Annotated in this window: 5 protein-coding genes; 1 reads left to right on the forward strand and 4 read right to left on the reverse strand. The window is 44.8% G+C overall.

Annotated elements, in window-relative coordinates:
• Window positions 1–6: 6 nt before the first annotated feature.
• On the reverse strand, window positions 7–480 hold the full coding sequence (locus tag IBX48_RS05395; protein WP_296831585.1) for a hypothetical protein: 474 nt from the start codon (window positions 478–480) through the stop codon (window positions 7–9).
• A gap of 228 nt (window positions 481–708) precedes the next feature.
• On the opposite strand from IBX48_RS05395, the gene IBX48_RS05400 reads away from it, so the two are divergent.
• Window positions 709–2,493: a hypothetical protein gene (locus IBX48_RS05400; protein ID WP_296831586.1), complete on the forward strand. Its 1,785-nt coding sequence runs from the start codon at window positions 709–711 to the stop codon at window positions 2,491–2,493.
• 112 nt (window positions 2,494–2,605) lie between these two features.
• On the opposite strand, the gene IBX48_RS05405 is transcribed toward IBX48_RS05400, so the two are convergent.
• The 3 genes from IBX48_RS05405 to rmuC all read right to left on the reverse strand — a co-directional run bounded on the left by IBX48_RS05405 (window position 2,606) and on the right by rmuC (window position 6,100).
• Window positions 2,606–2,995 carry a homoserine dehydrogenase gene (locus IBX48_RS05405; protein ID WP_296831588.1) on the reverse strand — a complete coding sequence of 130 codons (390 nt, stop codon included), beginning with the start codon at window positions 2,993–2,995 and terminating at the stop codon, window positions 2,606–2,608.
• A 190-nt stretch (window positions 2,996–3,185) separates the two neighbouring features.
• On the reverse strand, window positions 3,186–4,517 hold the full coding sequence (rimO, locus tag IBX48_RS05410; protein WP_296831590.1) for a 30S ribosomal protein S12 methylthiotransferase RimO: 1,332 nt from the start codon (window positions 4,515–4,517) through the stop codon (window positions 3,186–3,188).
• Window positions 4,518–4,687: 170 nt separating this feature from the next.
• On the reverse strand, window positions 4,688–6,100 hold the full coding sequence (gene rmuC, locus IBX48_RS05415; RefSeq protein WP_296831592.1) for a DNA recombination protein RmuC: 1,413 nt from the start codon (window positions 6,098–6,100) through the stop codon (window positions 4,688–4,690).
• Window positions 6,101–6,177: the final 77 nt, after the last annotated feature.

Raw genomic sequence — 6,177 nt, forward strand, 5'->3', positions numbered from 1 at the left:
GTTTAATTAAAACGCGGCCAAAAAGGCCTTTACTTGCTCACCACTGGAAGCCTTTACTTGCTCGGTCACTTCCAACCCATTCAGACGCATCAAGGTGACCGTTGAGTCTTGCTTAGGCCAAGCCGCCGTCAAATCGCCGCTGATATCCAATCCGATACGGAATGGATACTTCTGCATTTTTGGTAACGCAAACCATTTCGTAATCAAACTCGGCATACCGGAAACATCAGCGACATACAAACCACCGCGCGCTTCTAAATTTTCGATACCTAGTTCGGTCAAAGCTTGTCTAACCCATTCACCACCTTGCTTATCGTGCGAAAAAATGAGCCATTGCGTTGTAACCGATAAACTCACCGGTACCGCATGCTGATCTTCGAATACCTGCTGTGATAGCGTTTTGGTTTCCGCGCTCTGCGCACTAAAACTAAAACTAAAAGCCATCATTAAACCCGACATAAACATTATTATTTTTTTCATAACACTCCAGCCCACAAATTCAATTAACTCTACTAATAGGGTCACAAGTATCTCAAATATAACGCCTTCAAACCAATTAATTTATTCATTAGTTTGTTTAAAAAAAATCTATCAAACATCTATAAAGCCCGATTAAACTCTAATTCTATTGCTATTAAAATAGCCCCTCAAGTAAACTGGCTACTGATTATTTCCCCCATTAAATTGAATAGAACACAAACAGACCTCATGACAAACAATTTTAGCTTTAAACGTCTTGTGAGCATTATGGTGACGGGCCAATCCGACCTTAAATCCGCTCCAGACTTGAGTACTATTGGCTCAAACTTACTAGAACAACTCCAGCAAAGTCTACCTTATGATGTTCAGACTCGTTTATTAAGTGGGTATGCGGCGGGGATTGAACAGGTCAGCGTTCAAAACGCCCAAGCGTTTAATTGGGAAGTCCAACTTTTTTTAACGCACAAAGCGAGCCATACACCTGAACTCGATAGCCTGGTGGAATCAAGCTCGGTTACTAAAATTATCTCATTGGGTCAAGACACCACATCGAAACGACTGATCCCGGACCCTGCAAAACAACGCGATCAGATGGCTCTGAACTTTGCGGATTTATTAATTATCTATTGGGATTCCGATTTTGATCCAGGCCAACACAACGATCATTCACAACTAATTGGCCAAGCCGCGCAAAGTCGCAAACCGGTAATTTGGTTAAGCCCAGACGGTCAAATGCACTGGCTGGAACTGGAACGCTTAGACGATGCAACACTGGAATTATTAAAAGCCAGTGACTATTCGTCCGAAAGTCTGGTCGCCTGCTTCAAGCCATTTAAGCACTTAGATCAAACACCGATTAGCCGTTTTATTGAGTTGTTATTAAACCCGACGATTCAAACCCACAACCCAAACGCAACGATTTTGCGTGAACTCACACAAACCAACGGACACACTGAGTTTCACGATACTGGCCGCTTACACGATGTTATGACCGGCTTATTGCATAGTGACAAAAAAGATGCTTGGTTCGAACTCAAACGTAAGTTTTCAGCTTATCGCCTACCTAAACTTTGGTCCACAACACCCGATGAAGTTCAGCCCAAACCGGGTTTAAATGAAGCTTTTGCCCATCACGACCGCCTAGCCGAACAAGCAGGCGGACTGCACCGCAGCAACATTTGGCTATTGTATGGCTTTGCCGCTTTAGCGGTATTAGTGGCCGTCAGTGCCGAAGTTTGGCAGCTGCATTGGTTAGCCTATGTCGAATTAGCCTTGATTGCAATGGTGATTTATCGGGTTTGGTGGGCACGCAAAATCCAACTGCACCAAAAATGGATACGGCATCGTTATTTGGCCGAACAAATGCGCTACTGCATTATGGGCTACCCTGCGCTGGCGATTCCAAAAGCCTTTTTAGAGCCGGTTTGGCAAATAAACAATCAAAACCAACTGCAATTAACTAGTGCCGAACTTTGGTTATTGCAACGCAATTTAATTGTCAGCGGCCTACCCTGTGATGATGGCAAGATTTATACGCCGCCTTATCACAACCATGTGTTGGCCGAACATATTCAAGCTGGGGTGCGCCATCAAATGCGTTATCACCAAAGGCATCATCATCAAAAACATCTCGGCCACAAACGCCTGCATGCATTAGCCGAATTGCAGTTTTTGCTGACTTTTATTGCGGTAGTGATGCACATTTATATTCATGCGAATTGGCTGCTATTGTTTACCGCCGCTTTACCAGCGTTTGCTGCTGGCTTACATGGCATTTTGACTAAATTGGAAATGGAACGTATTTCGGGTCAATCGGCGCGTTTATATCAACAGCTAGAGCATTTAGATTTGGCCTTAACGCGTTTTATTCAGCAAACCCCAGCTGGCGACGATAGCTGGCAACACTGGCTAAGCCTGCATTATCTGGCGAATAAAAGCCTGCAGACCATGTCGGACAATATTACCCAATGGCAACACCTGATCAAAGTTCAACAAACTGAAATTCCGGCTTAACAATCATCAGCACCAGGCCTGGTGGTTTGGAACCCGTTGGCTTGGCGAATTCTTATAAACAAAAAAACGCCCTTAGGCGCTTTTTTATCACACAAAATCGGTTTAGAAAAACTTAATAACCGATGTTTGAGTGATGCGACTGCGGAATCGATTCCGCGTCAGGTAACAAGTACCACATCAAGTAATCTACCACCATCGGCACTAAAACCGTATGTTGGTTATTGGTTTCTTGTAATAATTTACGCACCGCTAGCTTCAACTCAGGACGGTTTGAGGTGTCCATGATAATATCAATTTTTGAGCCATATTCGCGGATCGCTTCTTCATAACTCGGATAGTTTTTAATCCCGCGTTTTTCAGCATCCGCCAATAAAGGGTTACTCATGTTCGGCTCACTGACCGCGATAATCTTAACGCGACTTTCATCTAAATCCGTAAACTGACTGTAAAACTTACCGCCAATACGGCCCAAACCTATCATTAAAACTGTAATCTGCCTCATAAACCTAGTATCTCCTTTAGTCTTATTATTTAGCTTCAGTTAGGTGAATCCTATTCAACTAACCTAAAACACTAACAAGTATAGGGGAAACCCACGCATCTTATTAAGTTGTATCTCGGCATTTGCCATCAATCTTTTTATACCCCAAGGCATAAAATTTATTTAATCAACTTAAAGATGGGCACCTCGATTAATCCTCACTCAAAATCGGTTGCGCCCATAAATCGTATTCATCCGCTGCGTAAATTTCAACTTCCAACATATCGCCCGGTTGTAACCCTTCGCCGTCCGGAATAAATACCATGCCATCAATTTCTGGGGCGTCGGCGGCGGAGCGTGCAATCGCGCCCTCTTCATCGATTTCATCGACCAATACCGTCATGCGTTTGCCGATTTTGGCCTGCATTTTCTTCGCGCTAATCGCCTGCTGAGTTTGCATAAAACGATCGTAACGATCTTGTTTAATCTCATCAGGTATTTGCTCGGCGATTTCGTTAGCCGCCGCGCCAGTCACCGGCGAATATTGGAAACAACCCACACGATCTAATTGCGCCTCTTCCAAAAAGTCTAATAAACGTTGGAATTCTTCTTCAGTTTCGCCAGGGAAACCGACAATAAAGGTCGAGCGTAAAGTTAAATCCGGCACCTGTTCACGCCATTGTTGAATACGCTCCAGCTGCTTGTCGATATTGCCTGGACGACGCATGGCTTTTAGCACGCGTTTGTCGGCATGTTGTAACGGCATATCCAAATAAGGCAACACCTTGCCTTCGGCCATTAACGGAATCACTTCTTCGACATTCGGATAAGGGTAAACATAATGCAATCTTACCCAAACCCCCATATCGCCCAAGGCTTTCACCAGGCCGGTCATGGAGGTTTTAACCGGCTGACCATTCCAGAAATCGAGTTTATGTTTCACATCCACACCATAAGCGGCGGTGTCTTGCGAAATCACCAATAACTCTTGCACACCCGCTTCGACCAAACGCTTGGCTTCGTCGAGCACTTCGCTGACCGGACGACTGACCAAATCACCGCGCATCGACGGAATAATGCAGAAAGAACAACGATGATTACAGCCTTCTGAAATCTTTAAATAGGCAAAGTGACGCGGCGTAAGTTTGACGCCTTGCGGCGGCACTAAATCCACATAAGGATTATGCTCTGGTGGGGCCACCACATCGTGCACCGCGTTTAATACGGTTTCGTAAGCTTGCGGGCCGGAGACCGATAACACTTGCGGATAACGACTTAAAATCTCTTCATCGCGCGCACCCAAGCAGCCAGTGACAATCACCTTACCGTTTTCGCGCAAAGCTTCACCAATCGCATCCAGCGACTCTTGCACCGCCGAATCAATAAAACCACAGGTATTCACAATCACGGTATCGGCATCTTCATACGAATTCGATAAATGATAGCCTTCAGTACGCAACTGAGTCAGAATGCGTTCCGAATCAACAGTGGCTTTTGGGCAACCTAAACTAACGACACCCACGGTGGGTTGATGTTTACTCATAAAGTTCTCACGATCAAAACAACCAGGCCTGGTGATCAGTCTCATTTAGAAACACAACCAGGCCTGGTGCAATTAAAATTAACGCGCATTTTACAATAAATTGAACCAACAATTCGGATTGCTTAAATCGCGCGGCTTAGTAGTTTAGATTTTAGGCTTCAGGTCACTGATTAGTTAGACTCTAACGATTTAGGCACATCGTCCACCAGTTCTAGCTTGGCTTTTTCGACCAGTTCTTCGGGCAATTCTTTTTGTACCATCACGCCCAAATCTTTGAATTCGGCGGCTTGTTTAATTAGGTTTCCGCGCCCGGAATACAGCTGACTAAAGGCTTTTTCGTAGCTGTCTTTGGCTTTATCCAATTGGTTGCCAACACCTTGCAGACTGCCGATAAAACTGTTGAGTTTGTTATAAAACAGTTCCGCACGACGCGCTAACTCTGTACTGTGTTTACTTTGTTCAGCAAAACGCCAGAGCTGACGCACAATTTGCACCGAACTTAATAAGGTGGATGGCGTAGCAATTAACAAATGTTGTTTCATGGCTTCATCCAATAAACGTTCGTCGGCCTTAATCGCTTCCATATAAGCCGACTCAATGGGCACAAACAAAATCACCACTTCCGGCGCCACCAGGCCTGGTAGCTTGGCATATTCTTTATCCGACAATTCTTTCATGCGATCACGTAACGCGCTTACGTGTTCTTTTAAGGCGGCTTGTTTTTCCTGCTCGTCTTCGGCGTTTACAAATCGACTATAAGCGGCCAAGGAGGTTTTAGCGTCAATCACCAAATGTTTTTCGCCGGGTAAATACACCACCACATCTGGCCGAAAGCGCCCGGACTCGCCTTGAATACTGACTTCGCGTTGAAAATCACGCGGCGCGACCAGACCGGCGGATTCTAAAACACGTTCCAAAATCATCTCGCCCCAATTACCCTGCGCCTTTTTTTGGCCTTGCAGGGCTTGGGTAAGTTGATGGGCTTGATCGGATAAATTCAGGTTCATCTTCTGCAAGTTTTGCAGTTCAAACTTCAGCGCCAAACGTTGTTCACTTTCGTTTTTCTGAATTTGCTCGACTTGGGTTTTAAAGGCTTTCACATCGTGATGAAACGGCGTGAGCAATTGATTTAAGCTTTGTTCGCTCTGCTCTTTAAAGCTGCGATTTTTTTGCTCAAAAATCTCTTGCGCAAGTTGGCTAAACTCTTGTTTTAAACGCGCATGTTGCTCTTCAAACTGCTGCTGTTTTTCCGCCAACTGGGTCTGTAATTTGGCTTGAGAAACTTCAAGCTGAGTATTGGTTTGCAAGCTAGTATTTAAACGTTGCTCTAATTGATCCGCGCTTTGTTGCCAACGTTGTTGCTCGGCCTGAGCTAAAGCCAACTGGGTAGTTTGTTGATTAAGAGTTTGATTTAATTCGGTTAACTGGGTTTCGTACTGCTGTGTTAACTCGGTCAAGTTTTGCTCTAACAACTTGCGTTTCGCAACTTGTCGCCAACCTAACCAGCTAATAACGCCAACAAAAGCGCCTAAACCTAAAGCCACCAGGCCTGGTGGCAGGTATTGCATCCAATCAAATTCCATAAACATCCTAGCGTTGTATTGCGTTTGTATTAACTTGTGAGTTTCTCGGCGCTTTTACCGTCGTCATTCAGGCCAGG

Origin of the sequence: Thiomicrospira sp., assembly GCF_014859555.1 — a bacterium.
Classification (GTDB): Bacteria; Pseudomonadota; Gammaproteobacteria; order Thiomicrospirales; family Thiomicrospiraceae; genus Thiomicrospira.